The organism is Sphingobium sp. VMM (genome assembly GCF_056790315.1).
In genome coordinates this window covers 80,941-97,920 of sequence record NZ_JBXGSI010000014.1, presented here as the reverse complement: position 1 = coordinate 97,920, position 16,980 = coordinate 80,941, and the positions used below count along the sequence as shown (strand labels likewise).

The following is a 16,980-nucleotide window of genomic DNA, read 5'->3' as shown; positions in this document are numbered from 1 at the left end:
GGAGCCATGCTCCTCCACATCATCGCGCGCGGCAAGATCGGGCGCTCGCCCGAAGCCGATCTGGTCGACCGCTATGTCAAGCGGCTGACCATGCCGCACAAGATCACCGAAATGCCCGACCGGGGCGGCAAGCTGCCGCCCGTCGGTCCCGGCACGGTGACGGTCATGCTCGACGAAAAGGGCAAGCAGCTTTCCTCGATGGACTTTGCCAGGCGGATCGAGGGCTGGCGTGACACCGGCACGCGCGAGATCCGCTTCCTGATCGGCGCGGCCGACGGCTTCGACGATGCCGAACGGACCAATGCCGATCTGCTGATCGCCTTTGGCGCCATGACCTGGCCGCACATGATCGCCCGCGCCATGCTCGCCGAACAGCTGTGGCGCGCCTGCTCGATCCTCGCCAACCACCCCTATCATCGCGAAGGCTGAGGCTCGACATGCCCGCGGCTTGCGCCTAGTCAAAGCCCTATCGGGCGGGACAAGCGGTTGAAGCGCAGCATCATCAGCAACAGCATCACGGGCATCGCACTGGCGGGCATCGTGGCCCTTGTCGCCACACGCCTGCCCGCCGCGAACGATGCCGCGATCATCCTGCCCGGCACCGCCGGCACCACGCTGGCACAGGAACAAAAGGCGCTGCGCGACGCCCGCCGCCAGTCGGTGGAGGCCGCCGACCGTTCGGTCCGGCAGGAGCGGCAGGCCGGCATGGCCCGTGACGAGGCCGAACAGGCCGGCCGCCGCGCCGCCGCCATGGCCGCCCGCATCCAGCAGGCCGAGGCCGATGTCCAGGCCGCCCAGGCCCGCATCGCCATCATCGCCCGAATGCAGCGCGCCCAGGCCGCGCGCCTCGCCGCCCGGCAGGAACCGGTGGTGCGCCTGACCGCCGCGCTGCAGATGATGAGCCGCCGCCCGCTCGCCCTTGCCCTCGTCCAGCCCGGATCGATCAGCGACGCCGTCCATATGCGCGCGGTGCTGGGACAGGTGCTGCCGGTGATCGAGCAGCGCACAGCGGGCCTGCGCGCCGAACTGGACCGCAGCCGCGCGATCCGCGCCACCGCGCAGCAGGCCGCCGACGCCCTGACAAAGAGCCGCCGCGACCTCACCGATCGCCAGGCCGCCCTGCGCCAGCTCGAAACGCAAAAGCGCGTCGCCGCCCGCGACTATCGCGCCAATGCCGGGCTGGAGAGCGAACGCGCGCTGGCGCTGGGCGAGAAGGCGCGTGACATTGTCGACCTGATGGACCAGCTGGAGGTGGCGAGCGACCTGCGCGATCGCCTGGCGCAACTGTCCGGTCCGGTGCTGCGGCCCGCCCGCCCCGACCGGGCCGGCGCCCCTGCCCCCGACCGCGAGACGCTGGACAGCGGCCCGCCGCCCTATCGCCTGCCGGTCGTCGGCCAGCTCGTCACCGGCATGGGCGAGGTGAATGACGGCGGCGTGCGATCGCGCGGCCTGACCCTGGTGACCCAGGCCGGCGCCCAAGCAGTCGCGCCGACCGCCGGCCGCATCGCCTTTGCCGGCCCCTATCGCGGCTACGGCCAGATCCTCATCATCGACCATGGCCAGGGCTGGACCACCCTCATCACCGGCCTGCACCGTGTCACCGCTCAGGTCGGCGAGAGTGTGCGTCAGGGCGACCCGGTCGGCCTCACCGCCGCCCAGGGCCGCCCCACCGTCACCGTCGAACTGCGCCGCAACGGCCGTCCGGTGGACATCGTGCCGCTGGTGGGACTGGGCTAACGCAATCGCAAGACTTGCCGCTTACGCCTGCTTGGGTGAACGCTCATACGCCCTTGCCCTTGCCCGCACATGAGATCTGGCCCGATCTGTGGCAGAGCGCCAGTGCTTGGCGGGGACGAATGATCGAAGAGTTTGCTCGCGCCGAGGCCGCCGTGACCGAGGCGTTGATCCAGCTTTCCAATGTCCCGACCAAGGGCAAGAACATCAATCTGCCCCATCTTGTGGGCCAGCGATTTGCCGCACTGGCCAAGGCCATCGGCACCGACGGCCCATTTGCCGTTGAAGGCAAGGCACTAGCCAAGGCCCTGGAAGAGTTCATCGCCTTTGAAACGCTGCGCGCGACCTTGTGCCATGGCACGCAGACCGTCACCGTCGATCACAAGGGCCGATGGCACGTCACATTGCGCTTGCAGATATTGCGAGGCGGCAAAGCCTTGCGCGAGACGCTGGTGCTCGACGAAAACGAAGCCATCGAACGTTGCAAAATGATACATGCGGCGCGGCAACGGCTGGAGTCCAAGATCAGCCTCATGATCAGCGGCCTAGCCCGACAAGGGGGAAATCAAACCCATTAACCCCACGCTCATCGACGCCAAGCAACATTGGTCGAAGCGCGCTTTTGCGTTGGATAGCGAATCGACGTATATCGATCCCTCGATGCGGACTCCAAGGACAGCCATGAAATCCACCTTCCTGCAGGGCGCGGTCGCGCTCGGCGCGCTTGCGCTCATCCCCGCCACCACCGCGGCGCTCGCCGATGGCGAGGCATCGAGCTACAAGGCGCTCGACGAATTCATGGACGTCTTCCAGAAGGTCCGCAGCGACTATGTCGAGAAGGTCGACGACGAGAAGCTGATCAAGGGCGCGATCGACGGCATGCTCGCCAGCCTCGATCCGCACAGCAGCTTCCTCGACGCGCGCGATTTCCAGAATCTGCGCACCCAGACCGAGGGCAGCTATGGCGGCCTTGGCCTGTCGGTCACGCAGGAGGATGGCGCGGTCAAGGTGATCGCCCCGACCCAGGACACGCCGGCCTGGCGCGCCGGGATCAAGGCGGGCGACTATATCACCCATATTGACGGCCAGCTCATCTATGGCGGCACGCTGGACGAGGCGGTGGACAAGATGCGCGGCGCACCGGGCACCAGCATCAAGCTGACCATCGTGCGCACCGGCCGCGACAAGCCGATCGACCTGACCCTCACCCGCGAGATCATCGAGATCAAGCCGGTGAAGTGGGAAGTGAAGAACAATATCGGCGTCATCAACATCGTCAGCTTCTCGGCCAATACCGGCGCCGATGTCCGCTCGGCGATCCGCAGCATCGACAAGAGCCTGGGCCACAAGCCGACCGGCTATATCCTCGACCTGCGCTCCAACCCCGGCGGCCTGCTGGACGAAGCGGTATCGACCAGCGACGTCTTCCTGGAACGCGGCGAGATCGTGTCGCAGCGCGGCCGCAACAAGGGCGATGTCGAACGCTATTATGCCAAGCCCGGCGACGACGCGAAGGGTCTGCCAGTAATCGTGCTGGTCGATGCGGGCTCCGCCTCGGCCTCCGAAATCGTCGCCGGCGCGCTGCAGGACCAGCATCGCGCGCTCATCATGGGCGAACGCAGCTTCGGCAAGGGCTCGGTTCAGACAATGCTGCCGCTGTCGAACACCACCGCGCTCAAGCTCACCACCGCGCGCTACTTCACCCCGTCGGGGCGCAGCGTGCAGGAAGGCGGCATCCAGCCAGACATCAAGGTGCCGCAGCTCAGCGACCCGGATTACAAGGATCGCCCCAAGTTCCGCGAAAGCGACCTGCGCCGCCACCTGATCAACGAGATCAAGACCGACGACGCCGCGCTGGAAGAGGATAGCAAGGAAGATCCGCGCTTCGCCCAGACGGCCGAGGAGCTGAAGAAGAAGGGGATCGAGGACTTCCAGCTCGATTATGCGCTCAAGACCATTTCCCGCCTCGCCGGCACGCCAGGCGCCACCATCGCCCAGGCGCAGCAGGCCGCTGCGCGCAAGCCCGGCGCGAAATGAGTCGTGCCCGTTCGGATGACCGGACGGGCAAGTTCAGCATGACGAAAGGCGGACAAGGGTTTAAGCGGGCGATATGAACAGCTTGTCCCCCGCCCTGGGCCGCGCCCGCCTGCTTGCCCTGCTCGTGCCCGTGATCGCGCTGGGCACGGCCTATGCCTCCCAATATCTGGGCGGGCTGCATCCGTGCGAAATGTGCTGGTGGCAGCGTTATCCCCATATGGCCGCGATCCCGCTGGCGCTGGTCGCCTATGCCCTGCGCGGCCGCGCCTGCATGAGCGGCCTGTTCGCCGGTTTCGCCGGCATCGCCATTGGCATCAGCGGCGCCATCGGCCTGTTCCATGCCGGGGTCGAATATGGCTGGTGGGAAGGGCTGACCGCCTGCTCGACCACGCCGACCGGCGGCAGCAGCGCCGATATTTTGAGCCAGATCATGGCAACGCCGATCACCCGCTGCGATGTCGCGCCCTGGAGCCTCTTCGGCATTTCGCTGGCAGGCTATAACGGCCTCTTGTCGGGCGCGGCCGCGCTCGCCATCTTGGCCCTGCTGCTGAAAGCGAGGAAGGCATGAGCGCCACCAAGGATTTCCCCCGGCCGGGCCGTCGCACGAACAAGGTCGATCGCGCCTCCATGGTGCGCGTCGATCAGGCCGGCGAATTCGGCGCGGTGCGCATCTATGCCGGGCAGCTTGCGGTGATGGGCGATCGCCATCCCTATGGCCGGCTGATCGCCGGCATGGCCGCGCAGGAGGAACGCCATCGCGCCGCCTTCGACGCGCTGATCGCCAGGCGCGGCGTGCGCCCGACCGCGATCCATCCGATCTGGAATGTCGCCGGCTTCGCCCTGGGCGCCGTGACCGCCGCGATGGGGCCGAAGGCCGCAATGGCCTGCACCGCCGCGATCGAGACAGAGATCGACCTTCATTATGAGGAACAGTTGCAGCAACTGGGCGAGGATGATCCGGAACTCTCTGCCCTGATCAAGGATTTCCAGGCGGAGGAGGTCGAGCATCGCGACGCCGCCATCGCCCATGGCGCGGAACAGGCCCCGGCCTATCCGCTGCTGTCCGGCGCGATCCGCCTGGGTTGCCGCGCCGCCATCGCGCTGTCGAAGCGCATCTGAACAAGGGACGGACCGATGATGAAGACCCCGTTGATCGCTCTGGCCGCCGGCCTGATGCTGGGCACCGCCGCCTCCGCGCTTGCGCAGCAGGACAGCGCCCCCACGGCCGCCACCAGCACCGGCTCCGAAAAGGTCAATCTGGTCATCGTCTATGGCGATGATGCCTGTCCGCAGAGCCAGGGCGACGGCATCGTCGTGTGCGCGCGCAAGGGCGAGGAGGAACGCTACCGCATTCCCGAGCCGCTGCGCGGCGACCCCAACAAGCCCAGCAACCAGGCCTGGGGCGAGCGGGTGAAGTCGATGGAATATGTCGGCCGCGACGGCACCGAAAGCTGCTCGCCGGTCGGCGGCGGCGGCGCCACCGGCTGCTTCGCCAAGCTGTCGCGCCTCGCCAAGGCGGAACGGCAGCAGGCCGACAATGCCAGCTGGAAGGATCTGGTCGAAGCCGAGCGCGCCAGGCGCCTGTCGACCATCGACGCCGACAGCGAAGCGATCGAAAAGCGCGTTCTGGCCGAGGAAAAGGCCGACGCCGATGCCAAGAAGGCGCAGGAACAGGAAGTCCCGCCCCGGCCGTGACGGCATGGGGCGTCCTGCGGCGTCTGTTCATATCGATCCCGCGCCAGTGCAGCGCGGGACGAACGGGGTGCAACCGGGGCGAATGAAGGAATTGATGATGCGTCTCCCCCGCCCCCTGCTGATCGCCGGCCTGGCCGCGCTGGCCCTGCCCGCCGCGCCGGCCGTCGCCCAGGATGATCCGCCGCAAAAGATCTTCAACCTCATCGTCTATGGCGATGATCCCTGCCCGACGGGCGAGGGCGAGGAAATCGTGGTCTGCGCCCGCAAGCCCGAATCCGAACGCTATCGCATCCCCAAGAAGCTGCGAGAGAAGCCCGAAGAAGTGGGTGGCCCCGGCTGGGGCAGCCAGGTCGCGACGATGGAACAGACCCAGCGCCAGATCCTGCCCAACAGCTGCTCGGCCATCGGCAGCAACGGCTTCACCGGCTGCACCGCCCAGATGCTGCAGCAATGGTTCGCCGAACGGCGGATGCAGCAGAGCAGCAGCAGCACGCCCTGAGCCGCTTCAGGCGAGCGGGCCTGAATGGATAGAGCCTCGCCATTCTTTCTGGCGTCATGCTGAACCTGTTTCAGCATCCATCAGGCCCCAGGACCGGTGGACCTGTTGGGAAGGATAGACCCTGAAACAAGTTCAGGGTGACGGCGATGGGTGACACAGGCGATGATCACCAACAGAGCTAATGTATCAACACACGCCCTAGCGCGGATACAGCCCGTCCATATGCGCCAGGCTCTGCGCGATCAGCGCCTCCAGCGCTCCCATGTCGATATCGGCCAGCCGCTTGACATAGAGGCAGCCCTTGCCGCGCCGATGCTTGCCCAATGCCATGAAATCGGCGTCGTCGAGACCGGCGAGATAGAAGACCAGCTCCGCCTTGCGCGGCGCAAAGCCGATCCGGCACATGTCGCCCTCACGCCCGCTGTCATAGCGATAATGATAGCGGCCAAAGCCGATGATGCTCGGCCCCCACAGCCGTGGCGGCTCGCCCGACAGCCGCGCCATCAACGCCGCGACGATCCGACCATCGGCCTGCCGCTCGGCCGGTTCGACCGTGTCGAGATAGGCGGCGACATCCGCCATCGTCTCCATGGTCTTGTTCTCACCCGTCGCCATCGGCTTGCCTTTCGCGGCCTGTCCGACTACAGGCTAGCGCGTCATCTGGGGAGTAGCCAGCCGTTCCGCCGAAAGGGACGGGCCATATGTCAACATATTTGGCCGAGAGGCCATGGCATATGGGATGCGGTATCAGCCGCATCGGGCGAGACCAATGGCATCGGCTTCCCAGTCCGGCCGGGCGGGGAAGGCGGTGGCATTGTGTCTTTTGTCAGAGCCCGGCCCGGACGTTCTTCATGGAAGCCTTCCTCACCTCCACCGCCCTCGTCGCGCTTGCCGAAATGGGCGACAAGACGCAGTTGCTGGCCATGCTGCTCGCCACCCGCTTTCGCAAGCCGGTGCCGATCATCCTGGGCATCTTCGTCGCGACCATCGCCAATCATTTCCTCGCCGCGCTGGTCGGCCATTCGATCGCCGGGGTGCTGACCCAGCCCTGGTTCCGCTATGCCGTGGCGGGCAGCTTCATCGCCATGGCACTCTGGACGCTGGTGCCCGACAAGATCGATGAGGATGCGCCGCTGAAGGCCCCGTCCAAGGCCGGCGTGTTCGTGACCACGCTCGTCGCCTTCTTCCTGGTCGAGATGGGCGACAAGACGCAGGTCGCGACCGTGGCGCTGGGCGCCCAGTTCGACAATCTGCTCGCCGTCACCGCCGGCACCACCTGCGGCATGATGCTGGCCAATGTCCCGGCCGTGCTGTTCGGCGAAGCACTGGCCAAGCGCGTGCCGATGCGCGCGCTGCAGGTCGGCGCGGCCCTGCTCTTCCTGCTGCTGGGCCTGTGGATGATCGCCGGGCTGCAGGGCTGGATCGGCTGATTGGCTGGTCGCGTTTTCGCAAGCGTCGGGTGATGCCACCCGATTAGAAAACGCTCCAGAAAAGGGAACGCCGCCGCCGGCGGGCGGTTGTCAGCGGGCGGCGGAAGTTGCAAGGGAAACGGCACGAACTTTCCCCTTTTCGAACAGCATGGGACGCGCGTGATGAAGGACAATCTGGTAACCATCTTCGGCGGCGGCGGTTTTCTCGGGCGCCAGGTCGCCCAGGCGCTGATGGCACGCGGCGCGCGCGTGCGCATCGCCCAGCGCGACCTCGCCAATTCGGTCAAGGTGAAGGCGCTCGGCAATCTGGGCCAGACCCAGTTCGTCGCGGCCAATATCCGCAAGCCCGACACCGTCGCCCGCGCCCTGCACGGCAGCGACATCGTCATCAACCTGGTCGGCATATTGAGCGGCGATTTCGACGCCGTCCAGCATGAGGGCGCTGCCAATGTCGCCAGGGCGGCGGCCGCCGCTGGCGTCACCGCGCTGGTCCATGTCTCGGCGATCGGCGCCGACGCCAACAGCCCCTCGGCCTATGGCCGGTCCAAGGCTGCGGGCGAAGCTGCCGTGCTGGCCGCCTTTCCGACCGCGACCATCGTGCGCCCGTCGATCATCTTCGGCCAGGAGGACCAGTTCCTCAATCGCTTCGCCGGCGTCGCCAGCAGCGGCCCGGTCGTGCCGGTGATCGGCGCCGCCACCAAATTCCAGCCCGTCTATGTCGGCGACGTTGCCGAGGCGATCGCCAACGCGGCGCAGCAGCCCGGCCTCTTTGGCGGCAAGACCTTCGAACTCGCCGGCCCGCAGGTCATGAGCATGAAGGAAATCAACGCCTGGGTCGCCAAGGCAATCGGCCGGGGCGACAAGCCGCTGGTCGAAGTGCCCGGCGCCTTCGCCTCGCTGCTGGCGATGCTGCCCGGCGGCCCGATCACCCGCGACCAGCTCGCCATGCTGGGCCAGGACAATGTCGCCGCGCCCGGCGCGCCGGGCCTTGAGGCGCTGGGCGTCGCGCCCACGCCGATGGCCGCCGTCGCCGAACGCTGGATGGTCCCCTATCGCAAGCATGGCCGCTTCGCCGGCCGCGTGAAGGCCTGATCCATTCCCGCCATCGGCTCGACGGGCCGATGATCGGCCACGACCGGCCGTGGCCATGCCGCTTTGCCTTTTCGCTGCACTGCGGCATGGTGCATCCCTGACATATAGGCATTGCCCGGCCCTCTCCCTTCGCGGGGGGAGGGCTTGGCTTATGCGCCCCCTGCTTGAGGATCCGACATCCCCATGGACATGCATTATCTGACGGTCATCCTGCTCGGTATCGTGGAGGGATTGACCGAATTTCTCCCCGTGTCCTCGACCGGCCACCTCATTCTGGCGAGCGAGCTGCTCGGCTATGATGCGTCGGTCTGGGCGATGTTCAACGTCATGATCCAGCTCGGCGCGATCCTCGCCGTCGTCGTCCTCTACTGGCGCACCTTCTGGGCGGTGGCCATGGGCCTGCTCCGCCTCGACCCGGTCAGCATCCGCTTCGTGCGCAACCTGCTGGTCGCCTTCATCCCCGCCGTCGTCATCGGCCTTGCCCTGCACGACTATATCGACACGCTGCTCGGCTCGCCCCGCGTCGTCGCCGTCGCGCTGGTGGTCGGCGGCGTCGCCATCCTGGTGATCGAACGCCTGATCAGGGAACAGCGCTTTCACGGCATCGCCGACATTCCGCTGGTCCGCGTCATCGGCATCGGCTTCATCCAGTGCCTTGCCATGGTGCCGGGCGTCAGCCGCTCGGGCGCGACCATCATGGGCGCGCTGACCCTGGGCGTCGAACGCCGCACCGCCGCCGAATTCAGCTTCTTCCTCGCCATCCCGACCATGCTCGGCGCCTCGACGCTGGAACTGCTCAAGAAGGGCGACCAGCTCACCAGCGCCCAGGTCGGCTGGGACAGCATCGCACTCGGCTTCATCGTCTCCTTCATCGTCGCGCTGCTGGTGATCAAATGGTTCGTCGGGCTGGTGTCGCGCCATGGCTTCGCCCCCTTTGCCTGGTATCGAATCATGGCCGGCATCGGCGCCCTGGCCTGGCTCAGCCTGAGATAAGGCCGATACGGACCTAATATTTGAAAGATAATTAAAGCGCCGCGACAGTCTTTTCCCAAACCGCCAGATAATAGGTCAGCTTAACTGCCCTAAATGCCAGAATCCGCGTGACTCCGCGGGTTTTCCTGCTATGCGCACTGCAAACAATCGTTGCAGGGAAATGCCATGGCTGAAAATCCGATGCTGAAGTTCGTGGGCAAGGAACAGGCCTATCCGGAAAAGCGCGGCGCTGATGCGCGCGCCGAGGACTTTCTGGAAATCAGTAAGTCCTTCATCCTGGACAAGGCCGAGGAACAGGCGTCGCGCTGCTCGCAATGCGGCGTGCCCTATTGCTCGACCCACTGCCCGCTGCACAATCATATCCCCGACTGGCTGCGCCTGACCGCCGAGGGCCGGTTGCGCGAAGCCTATGAGCTGTCGAACCTGACCAGCACCATGCCGGAAATCTGCGGCCGCATCTGCCCGCAGGACCGTCTGTGCGAGGGCAATTGCGTGATCGAATTCTCCGGCCACGGATCGGTCACCATCGGCTCGGTGGAAAAGTTCATCACCGACACCGCCTGGAAGGAAGGCTGGGTCGAACCGCTCGTCCCCGGCGCCACGCGCGGCCAGTCGGTCGGCGTCATCGGTGCCGGCCCCGCCGGCCTCACCACCGCCGAATATCTGCGCGTCGCGGGCTATGAAGTCCATGTCTATGACCGGCATGACCGCGCCGGCGGCCTGCTGACTTATGGCATCCCCGGCTTCAAGCTGGAAAAGGATGTCGTCATGCGCCGCGTCCAGCGCCTCAAGGATGGCGGCATCATCTTCCACGAAGGGTTTGAGGTCGGCCGTGACGCCAGCATGGAACAGCTGCGCGCCAAGCATGACGCGATCCTGATCGCCACCGGCGTCTACAAGGCCCGCGACATCAAGGCGCCGGGCGTCGGCGCACCGGGCGTGGTCAAGGCGCTCGACTATCTCACCGCCTCCAACAAGGCGGGCTTTGGCGATGCCGTGCCCGGCCATGAGGATGGCACCCTGCTTGCCACCGGCAAGAATGTCGTCGTGATCGGCGGCGGCGACACCGCGATGGACTGCGTCCGCACCGCCATCCGCCAGGGCGCCAAGTCGGTAAAGTGCCTCTATCGCCGCGACCGCGACAATATGCCCGGCTCGCAGCGCGAAGTCGCCAATGCCGAGGAGGAAGGCGTCGAGTTCGTCTGGCTGACCGCGCCGATCGCGTTCGAGGGCACGGAGCATGTCACCGGCGTCAAGGTCACCAAGATGCGCCTGGGTTCGCCCGACGCATCGGGCCGCCGCGCACCCGAGCCCGATCCGGGCAGCGAACATACGCTGGAAGCCGATCTGGTCATCAAGGCGCTGGGCTATGATCCTGAAGACCTGCCCCGCCTGTTCGGCGCCGACGACCTGTCGGTCACCCGCTGGGGCACGCTGCGCGTCGATCACAAGACGATGATGACCAGCATGGACGGCGTCTTCGCCGCCGGCGACATCGTGCGCGGCGCATCGCTGGTGGTCTGGGCCATCCGCGATGGCCGCGACGTGACCGACCATATGCACAAATATCTCAAGGCCAAGGCCGTCGCCGCCGCCAGCGAGAAGGTTGCCGCCTGATGCGCCTCGCCTTCCTGTCCCTGTTTCTGCTGGCGGCCCCGGTCGCCGTGCAGGCGCAGACGCCGGTGGCGCCTGTAGCCGCCGAGCAGCCGGTCGATCCGGCGCTGCTCGCCAAGGCGCAGCCGATCGCGGCCCTCATCCTGCCCGACGGCACGATGGAAAAGATGATGGGCCCGATGATGCAGAAGATGATGGGCCCGATGATGGACAGCATGACCAAGATGCCCATCCGCGAGTTCCTGAAGGTCGGCGGCATCGACCCCGAACGGGCCGAAGGCCTGGGCGAAGGCACGATGGAGGAAATGATGGCGATCCTCGATCCCAATTTCCGCAAGCGGATGGACGTGATCGTCAACACCATGATGCCGGCCATGGGCCGCTTCATGGGCCGTTACGAACCGGACATGCGCGCTGGCATGGCGGAGGCATTTGCCTATCGCTACAATGCGACCGAGCTGGATCAGATCGCCGCTTTCCTGAAGACACCGACCGGCGCCAAGTTCGGCGAGGGCTTCATGCAGCTGGCAACCGACCCCCATTATATCGGCCGCATGCAGAAGATCATGCCCGACATGATGAAGGCCATGCCGGAGATCATGCAATCCTCGCAGGCCGAACTCGCCAAGCTGCCCAAGCCGCGCACCTATAAAGACCTGACCAAGGCCGAACGCGACCGCCTCACCGCATTGCTCGGGGCGGACACGCAAAAGGCAAACTGACGATCGACGCCGGCACGCCGGCACCAACAGAATGAAGGCGGCCGTGCCCCAAGAAGGGGACGGCCAGATGCAAGGGTAAGTCATCATGACCGACACCAATTTCATGGCCAGCCCCGAAGAGCGCGCACGCATCGCTGCCGAGGGCATGTATCATCCCGAGATGGAGGGCGATGCCTGCGGCGTCGGCCTGGTCGCCGCCACCGACGGCCGGCCCAGCCGCCGCGTCGTCTCCTCCGCGATCGATGCGCTGAAAGCCGTGTGGCACCGCGGCGCGGTCGACGCCGATGGCAAAACCGGCGATGGCGCCGGCATCCATGTCGACCTGCCGGTCCGCTTCTTCGACGATGCGATCGCCGATTCGGGCCACAAGCCGCTGCCCAACCGCCTCGCCGTCGGCATGATCTTCCTGCCGCGCACCGACCTCAGCGCGCAGGAAACCTGCCGCACCATCGTCGAGGCCGAGATCATCGACGCGGGCTACACCATCTATGGCTGGCGCCAGGTGCCGGTCGACGTCTCCGTCATCGGCGAGAAGGCGCAGCGCACCCGTCCCGAGATCGAGCAGATCATGATCGCCGGCCCGATGCCGGAGGAACGCGACGTCGGCGAGTTCGAGAAGGATCTCTACCTGATCCGCCGCCGCATCGAGAAGAAGGTGATCGAAGCGCAGATCAGCGACTTCTACATCTGCTCGCTGTCGTGCCGCTCGATCATCTACAAGGGCCTGTTCCTCGCCGAATCGCTGTCGGTCTTCTATCCGGACCTGCAGGATGAGCGGTTCGAAAGCCGCGTCGCCATCTTCCACCAGCGCTATTCGACCAACACCTTCCCGCAATGGTGGCTGGCCCAGCCGTTCCGCACCCTTGCCCATAATGGCGAGATCAACACGATCCGCGGCAACAAGAACTGGATGAAGAGCCACGAGATCAAGATGGCGTCGCTGGCCTTCGGCGAGCAGTCGGAAGACATCAAGCCGGTGATCCCGGCCGGCGCGTCGGATACCGCTGCACTGGACGCCGTGTTCGAGGCGATCTGCCGTTCGGGCCGCGATGCGCCCACGGCCAAGCTGATGCTGGTGCCCGAGGCATGGCAGGCGGAAAGCGCCGAGCTGCCCAAGGCGCATGCCGACATGTATGAATATCTCGCCTCCGTGATGGAGCCGTGGGACGGCCCGGCCGCGCTCGCGATGACCGACGGCCGCTGGGTCGTGGCCGGCGTCGACCGCAACGCGCTGCGCCCGCTGCGCTACACGCTGACCGGCGACAATCTGCTGATCGTGGGTTCGGAAACCGGCATGGTCGTCGTGCCCGAAACCACCATCGTCCAGAAGGGTCGCATGGGTCCGGGCCAGATGATCGCGATCGATCTGCAGGAAGGCGAAGTCTATGACGACCGCGCGATAAAGGATCGCATCGCGGGCGAGCGCCCCTATGGCGACCTGATCAAGGACTTCCTCGACATCACCGACCTGCCCGACGTCCCCAGCGCCCTGCCGGCATGGGACAAGGCGGAACTGACCCGTCGCCAGGTCGCGGCCAACATGACGCTGGAGGATATGGAGCTGATCCTCGCGCCGATGGTGGAGGATGCCAAGGAAGCGATCGGCTCGATGGGTGACGACACGCCGCTGGCGGTCATCTCCGACAAGCCGCGCACCATCAGCCATTTCTTCCGCCAGAATTTCAGCCAGGTCACCAACCCGCCGATCGACCCGTTGCGCGAACGGCATGTGATGAGCCTCAAGACGCGCTTCTCCAACCTCCACAACATCCTGGAGGAAGATGCGCAGAACAGCCATGTGCTGGTGCTGGAATCGCCGGTGCTCAACAGCGCCGAATGGGCGCGGCTCAAGGCCTATTTCGGCCCGGCCGTGGCCGAAATCGACTGCACCTTCCCCTCGACCGGCGGCCAGGAACAGCTGCGCGCAGCGATCGCCCGCATCCGTGAGGAAGCCGAGCAGGCGGTGCGCGAAGGACGCAGCGAACTGTTCCTGACCGACGAGCGTGCCGGGCAGGACCGGGTCGCGATCCAGGGCGTGCTGGCGGCCGCGGCCGTCCACACCCATCTCGTCCGCAAGGGCCTGCGCAGCTATGCGTCGATCAACGTGCGGTCGGCCGAAGCGCTCGACACCCATTATTTCGCGGTGCTGATCGGCGTGGGCGCAACCACGGTGAACGCCTATCTGGCCGAAGCCAGCATCGCCGATCGCCACGCCCGTGGCCTGTTCGGCGACCTGACCCTCGACCAGTGTTTCGAGCGTCAGCGTACCGCGATCAACGAGGGTCTGCTCAAGATCATGTCCAAGATGGGCATCGCGGTCGTCAGCTCCTATCGCGGCGGCTATAATTTCGAAGCGGTCGGCCTGTCGCGCGCCCTGGTCAACGATCTCTTCCCCGGCATGCCGGCGAAGATTTCGGGCGAAGGCTATGCCTCGCTCCACTATTCGGCGATGCTGCGCCACGACAAGGCCTATGACAGCGCGGTCGTCCGCCTGCCGATCGGCGGCTTCTATCGCCAGCGCAACGGCGGCGAGGCCCATGCCTATTCCGCCCAGCTGATGCACCTGCTGCAGACCGCCGTCGGCACCGACAGCTATTCGACCTATCTGCAATTCTCGCGCGGCGTGCGCGACCTGCCGCCGGTCTATCTGCGCGACCTGATGGAGTTCAACTTCGCCCGCGAGGCGGTGCCGATCGACGAGGTCGAAGCGACCACCGAGATCCGCAAGCGCTTCGTGACGCCGGGCATGTCGCTGGGGGCGCTCAGCCCCGAAGCGCATGAAACGCTGGCGATCGCCATGAACCGCATCGGCGCCAAGGCGGTGTCGGGCGAGGGTGGCGAGGATGCCGCGCGCTTCAAGCCCTATGAGAATGGCGACAATGCCAACTCGGTGATCAAGCAGATCGCGTCCGGCCGCTTCGGCGTCCATGCCGAATATCTGGGGTCGGCCGAGGAAATCGAGATCAAGGTCGCACAGGGCGCCAAGCCCGGCGAGGGCGGCCAGCTGCCCGGCTTCAAGGTGACCGAATTCATCGCCCGCCTGCGTCACTCGACGCCCGGCGTGACGCTGATCTCGCCGCCGCCGCACCATGACATCTACTCGATCGAGGATCTCGCGCAGCTCATCTATGACTGCAAGATGATCAACCCGCGCGCCCGCGTCTGCGTCAAGCTGGTCAGCCAGGCCGGCATCGGCACGGTCGCGGCCGGCGTTGCCAAGGCGCATGCCGACGTCATCCTGGTCGCCGGCCATGTCGGCGGCACCGGCGCCAGCCCGCAGACCTCGATCAAATATGCCGGCACCCCCTGGGAAATGGGCCTGTCGGAAGCCAATCAGGTGCTGACCCTCAACGGCCTGCGCCACCGCGTGAAGCTGCGCACCGATGGCGGCCTCAAGACCGGGCGCGACATCGTCATCGCCGCGATCCTGGGCGCCGAGGAATTCGGCATCGGCACTCTGTCGCTGGTCGCCATGGGCTGCATCATGGTGCGCCAGTGCCACAGCAACACCTGCCCCGTGGGCGTCTGCGTGCAGGATGAGAAGCTGCGCCAGAAGTTCACCGGCACCCCGGAAAAGGTCATCAACCTGATGACCTTCATCGCCGAGGAAGTGCGCGAGATCCTGGCCCGCCTTGGCTTCCGCAGCCTGGACGAGGTGATCGGCCGCACCGAACTGCTGAAGCAGGTCAATCGCGGCGCCGAGCATCTCGACGATCTCGATCTCAACCCGATCCTGGCCAAGGTCGACGCGCCCGACGAGCATCGCCGCTTCAGCCTGCCCCAGTGGCGCAATGAAGTGCCCGACAGCCTCGACGCGCAGATGATGAAGGACGCCCGCGCCGTGTTCGAGCGCGGCGAGAAGATGCAGCTGACCTACACGGTGCGCAACACGCACCGCGCCGTCGGCACCCGCCTCTCCTCCGCCGTGACCGAAAAGTTCGGCATGTCGACGCTGGCCGACGGCCATCTGACCGTGCGCCTGCGCGGTTCGGCCGGCCAGTCGCTCGGCGCCTTCCTCTGCAAGGGCATCACCCTCGAAGTGTTCGGCGACGCCAACGACTATGTCGGCAAGGGGCTTTCGGGCGGCATCATCAAGGTGCGCACCACCGTCTCCTCGCCGCTGTCGTCGAAGGACAACACCATCCTTGGCAACACCGTCCTCTACGGCGCGACCAGCGGCAAGCTGTTCGCCGCGGGCCAGGCCGGCGAGCGCTTCGCGGTCCGCAATTCGGGCGCGAAGGTGGTGGTCGAAGGCTGCGGCGCCAATGGCTGCGAATATATGACCGGCGGCACCGCCGTGATCCTGGGCAAGACCGGCGCCAATTTCGGCGCGGGCATGACCGGCGGCATGGCCTTCATCCTTGACGAGGATGGCAGCTTCCCGAGCCGCGCCAACCCGGAAAGCATCGTCTGGCAGCGCCTGGACAGTGCCCATTGGGAAAGCGAGCTGAAGGCGCTGATCGCTGAACATGCGGTCGCGACCGACAGCAAATGGTCGAACACCATCCTGGAAGATTGGGATCGCTGGCGCCGCTATATCTGGCAGGTCTGCCCGAAGGAAATGGTCAATCGCCTGGCCCATCCGCTGAGCGACGCATCGACCCCGGTCGCTGCCGAATAATTACTGCGGCAAGCCCGCCTCTGCCGGTTCTGCGGGGACCGGCGGGGGCGGCGCCGCCGTCGCCGCGACCAGCCTCAGCGCCGGTCCCGGTTCCGCCTCGCCCGCCGCGAATCGCTCGATCCGCGGCGGCAGGCGATCGACCCGCACCGTCGGCTGCGGCAGCGGCGGATACCCCAACGCCGCCGATTCGACCGGCTGTTCCTCTTCCGCCAGATAGTCGCGCACCGCCGGATCACGCGATTCGCCGATCATGCCATCGGCATCCAGTCCCGCCATGTCGGCCTGCATGCGCCGTTCCTCCAAGGTCGGCCCGCACCCGGTGCAGGTCACGAATGCCGGTCCGCGCTCGGCCTCCGGCAAATTCGGCACCGCCGCCATGTCGCCGCTGTCCAGTTCCGCCTCCAGCGCAGGCCGCACCGGCTTTTGCGGGCTGGTGACATAGGCGCCAAGGCCCAGGCCCATCACGGCGGCGGCCACCAGCGCGCCGCCCGATCCCACCCAGAAATGCAACGACATGGGGCCAGCCCCCTTTCGCAACCGACT

Annotated in this window: 16 protein-coding genes and 1 riboswitch; of the genes, 14 read left to right on the top strand and 2 right to left on the bottom strand. The window is 66.3% G+C overall.

Features of this window, described 5'->3' with window-relative positions:
• The first annotated feature begins 6 nt into the window (after positions 1–6).
• The 8 genes from ACUCV3_RS17995 (at position 7) to ACUCV3_RS17960 (ending at position 5,965) form a co-directional block, all read left to right on the top strand.
• A complete protein-coding gene (locus ACUCV3_RS17995; protein WP_004209840.1) occupies positions 7–429 on the top strand; it encodes a 23S rRNA (pseudouridine(1915)-N(3))-methyltransferase RlmH in 423 nt (140 codons plus the stop codon).
• A gap of 57 nt (positions 430–486) precedes the next feature.
• A complete protein-coding gene (locus ACUCV3_RS17990; RefSeq protein ID WP_482240946.1) occupies positions 487–1,737 on the top strand; it encodes a murein hydrolase activator EnvC family protein in 1,251 nt (416 codons plus the stop codon).
• A 119-nt stretch (positions 1,738–1,856) separates the two neighbouring features.
• Positions 1,857–2,312 (top strand): hypothetical protein, encoded by a 456-nt coding sequence (locus tag ACUCV3_RS17985; RefSeq protein WP_279730922.1) that lies wholly within the window; start codon positions 1,857–1,859, stop codon positions 2,310–2,312.
• Between the two features lie 103 nt (positions 2,313–2,415).
• Entirely contained in the window at positions 2,416–3,771 is a 1,356-nt protein-coding gene (locus ACUCV3_RS17980; protein WP_004209836.1) for a S41 family peptidase, read from the top strand.
• 73 nt (positions 3,772–3,844) lie between these two features.
• A complete protein-coding gene (locus tag ACUCV3_RS17975; protein ID WP_010336967.1) occupies positions 3,845–4,339 on the top strand; it encodes a disulfide bond formation protein B in 495 nt (164 codons plus the stop codon).
• Positions 4,336–4,890, top strand: coding sequence for a demethoxyubiquinone hydroxylase family protein (locus ACUCV3_RS17970; protein ID WP_482240945.1), 555 nt, complete (start codon positions 4,336–4,338; stop codon positions 4,888–4,890). Before ACUCV3_RS17975 ends, ACUCV3_RS17970 begins: the two co-directional genes overlap by 4 nt.
• A 15-nt stretch (positions 4,891–4,905) precedes the next feature.
• Entirely contained in the window at positions 4,906–5,466 is a 561-nt protein-coding gene (locus tag ACUCV3_RS17965) for a hypothetical protein (protein WP_278983557.1), read from the top strand.
• Between the two features lie 97 nt (positions 5,467–5,563).
• Positions 5,564–5,965 (top strand): hypothetical protein, encoded by a 402-nt coding sequence (locus ACUCV3_RS17960; protein WP_017501498.1) that lies wholly within the window; start codon positions 5,564–5,566, stop codon positions 5,963–5,965.
• Between the two features lie 198 nt (positions 5,966–6,163).
• Here the strand turns inward: ACUCV3_RS17960 and ACUCV3_RS17955 are convergent, their stop codons facing one another.
• A complete protein-coding gene (locus ACUCV3_RS17955; protein ID WP_279730926.1) occupies positions 6,164–6,580 on the bottom strand; it encodes a DUF1801 domain-containing protein in 417 nt (138 codons plus the stop codon).
• 34 nt (positions 6,581–6,614) lie between these two features.
• A riboswitch (yybP-ykoY riboswitch) is annotated at positions 6,615–6,723 on the top strand.
• Positions 6,724–6,816: 93 nt separating this feature from the next.
• On the opposite strand from ACUCV3_RS17955, the gene ACUCV3_RS17950 reads away from it, so the two are divergent.
• The 6 genes from ACUCV3_RS17950 to gltB all read left to right on the top strand — a co-directional run bounded on the left by ACUCV3_RS17950 (position 6,817) and on the right by gltB (position 16,437).
• Positions 6,817–7,395 carry a TMEM165/GDT1 family protein gene (locus ACUCV3_RS17950; RefSeq protein ID WP_010336962.1) on the top strand — a complete coding sequence of 193 codons (579 nt, stop codon included), beginning with the start codon at positions 6,817–6,819 and terminating at the stop codon, positions 7,393–7,395.
• A gap of 162 nt (positions 7,396–7,557) precedes the next feature.
• A complete protein-coding gene (locus tag ACUCV3_RS17945) occupies positions 7,558–8,487 on the top strand; it encodes a complex I NDUFA9 subunit family protein (protein ID WP_279730927.1) in 930 nt (309 codons plus the stop codon).
• Positions 8,488–8,670: 183 nt separating this feature from the next.
• Positions 8,671–9,480, top strand: a complete 810-nt coding sequence (locus ACUCV3_RS17940; protein ID WP_279730929.1) for an undecaprenyl-diphosphate phosphatase — start codon at positions 8,671–8,673, stop codon at positions 9,478–9,480.
• A gap of 165 nt (positions 9,481–9,645) precedes the next feature.
• On the top strand, positions 9,646–11,097 hold the full coding sequence (locus ACUCV3_RS17935; protein ID WP_482240944.1) for an NAD(P)-dependent oxidoreductase: 1,452 nt from the start codon (positions 9,646–9,648) through the stop codon (positions 11,095–11,097).
• On the top strand, positions 11,097–11,816 hold the full coding sequence (locus ACUCV3_RS17930) for a DUF2059 domain-containing protein (protein ID WP_279730931.1): 720 nt from the start codon (positions 11,097–11,099) through the stop codon (positions 11,814–11,816). Before ACUCV3_RS17935 ends, ACUCV3_RS17930 begins: the two co-directional genes overlap by 1 nt.
• A gap of 85 nt (positions 11,817–11,901) precedes the next feature.
• Positions 11,902–16,437, top strand: a complete 4,536-nt coding sequence (gene gltB, locus ACUCV3_RS17925) for a glutamate synthase large subunit (RefSeq protein ID WP_279730933.1) — start codon at positions 11,902–11,904, stop codon at positions 16,435–16,437.
• Here gltB and ACUCV3_RS17920 read toward each other — a convergent pair whose 3' ends face one another.
• Positions 16,438–16,953 carry a hypothetical protein gene (locus ACUCV3_RS17920; protein ID WP_279776295.1) on the bottom strand — a complete coding sequence of 172 codons (516 nt, stop codon included), beginning with the start codon at positions 16,951–16,953 and terminating at the stop codon, positions 16,438–16,440.
• Positions 16,954–16,980: the final 27 nt, after the last annotated feature.

Excerpts from the sequence above, each read along its gene's own strand:
- ACUCV3_RS17965 (WP_278983557.1), top strand. The coding sequence starts at position 4,906 with ATGATGAAGACCCCGTTGATCGCTCTGGCCGCCGGCCTGATGCTGGGC.
- ACUCV3_RS17985 (WP_279730922.1), top strand. The coding sequence starts at position 1,857 with ATGATCGAAGAGTTTGCTCGCGCCGAGGCCGCCGTGACCGAGGCGTTG.
- ACUCV3_RS17970 (WP_482240945.1), top strand. The coding sequence starts at position 4,336 with ATGAGCGCCACCAAGGATTTCCCCCGGCCGGGCCGTCGCACGAACAAG.
- ACUCV3_RS17960 (WP_017501498.1), top strand. The coding sequence starts at position 5,564 with ATGCGTCTCCCCCGCCCCCTGCTGATCGCCGGCCTGGCCGCGCTGGCC.
- ACUCV3_RS17980 (WP_004209836.1), top strand. The coding sequence starts at position 2,416 with ATGAAATCCACCTTCCTGCAGGGCGCGGTCGCGCTCGGCGCGCTTGCG.
- ACUCV3_RS17950 (WP_010336962.1), top strand. The coding sequence starts at position 6,817 with ATGGAAGCCTTCCTCACCTCCACCGCCCTCGTCGCGCTTGCCGAAATG.
- ACUCV3_RS17930 (WP_279730931.1), top strand. The coding sequence starts at position 11,097 with ATGCGCCTCGCCTTCCTGTCCCTGTTTCTGCTGGCGGCCCCGGTCGCC.
- ACUCV3_RS17995 (WP_004209840.1), top strand. The coding sequence starts at position 7 with ATGCTCCTCCACATCATCGCGCGCGGCAAGATCGGGCGCTCGCCCGAA.
- ACUCV3_RS17920 (WP_279776295.1), bottom strand. The coding sequence starts at position 16,953 with ATGTCGTTGCATTTCTGGGTGGGATCGGGCGGCGCGCTGGTGGCCGCC.
- ACUCV3_RS17945 (WP_279730927.1), top strand. The coding sequence starts at position 7,558 with ATGAAGGACAATCTGGTAACCATCTTCGGCGGCGGCGGTTTTCTCGGG.
- gltB (WP_279730933.1), top strand. The coding sequence starts at position 11,902 with ATGACCGACACCAATTTCATGGCCAGCCCCGAAGAGCGCGCACGCATC.
- ACUCV3_RS17940 (WP_279730929.1), top strand. The coding sequence starts at position 8,671 with ATGGACATGCATTATCTGACGGTCATCCTGCTCGGTATCGTGGAGGGA.
- ACUCV3_RS17975 (WP_010336967.1), top strand. The coding sequence starts at position 3,845 with ATGAACAGCTTGTCCCCCGCCCTGGGCCGCGCCCGCCTGCTTGCCCTG.
- ACUCV3_RS17955 (WP_279730926.1), bottom strand. The coding sequence starts at position 6,580 with ATGGCGACGGGTGAGAACAAGACCATGGAGACGATGGCGGATGTCGCC.
- ACUCV3_RS17935 (WP_482240944.1), top strand. The coding sequence starts at position 9,646 with ATGGCTGAAAATCCGATGCTGAAGTTCGTGGGCAAGGAACAGGCCTAT.